At 68.4% G+C, this 627-nt stretch carries 1 protein-coding gene; it reads left to right on the forward strand.

Going from position 1 to position 627, the window contains the following annotated elements; all coding sequences use genetic code 11:
* Positions 1-408 (forward strand): hypothetical protein (locus H7I57_RS16120; protein WP_264024625.1); only part of this gene is annotated, 408 nt, incomplete at its 5' end.
* Positions 409-627: the final 219 nt, after the last annotated feature.

Consider the following 627-nt stretch of genomic DNA (forward strand, 5'->3'; position numbering starts at 1 on the left):
ATTGACCCGCCAGCAGCACATTTCATCGAACAGACCGTGGCAGTGCACCTACGGCTCTCCGACGACGGCACCCGCTGGATCGTCGACGGCCCTAGCGTCGACGGCCACCCGCTCGACAGCACCTACCGCGATCTAAGCGCCACCAACTCCGAATGCGCCTGCAGCCAGCCCAAGGAATGCGCCCGGCTCCGCGACCACGCCGACAATCTGCCGCTACCCACCGGCGCCGAACTGCTCACGATGCTCGCCGCCGCCCTCGACGCACCCGCCGAGCTCATCACCGCCGAACAAGCCAGCAGCTGGGCCGGGCGCACCCTCACCGCCGACGAGCTCGACCGCCTCTCCGAAGCGATCCCGCACTCCTCGATCCCCGACGCCATCGACACCATCGCCGCCAGCTGGGACTAAAACTCAGCACCACGGGCCCGGTCACCCACCGCAGGGTGACCGGGCCCCCTTTTCCTCCGGTCCTAGCCGCCCGCAGCAGCCCTCCGGGGCGCTTGGCGAACGTCCGATATCCGTAAGCCCTCACCTATCTACCTGTCAGCAGCCGCCCAGCCTGACCGCAGGACCCCGAGCCGGCTCAACCCACACCCGCGCCGAACTGCACAGGCCGAGTGACCTTTT

Origin of the sequence: Mycolicibacterium pyrenivorans, from assembly GCF_025821625.1 — a bacterium.
GTDB classification, from domain to species: Bacteria; Actinomycetota; Actinomycetes; order Mycobacteriales; family Mycobacteriaceae; genus Mycobacterium; species Mycobacterium pyrenivorans.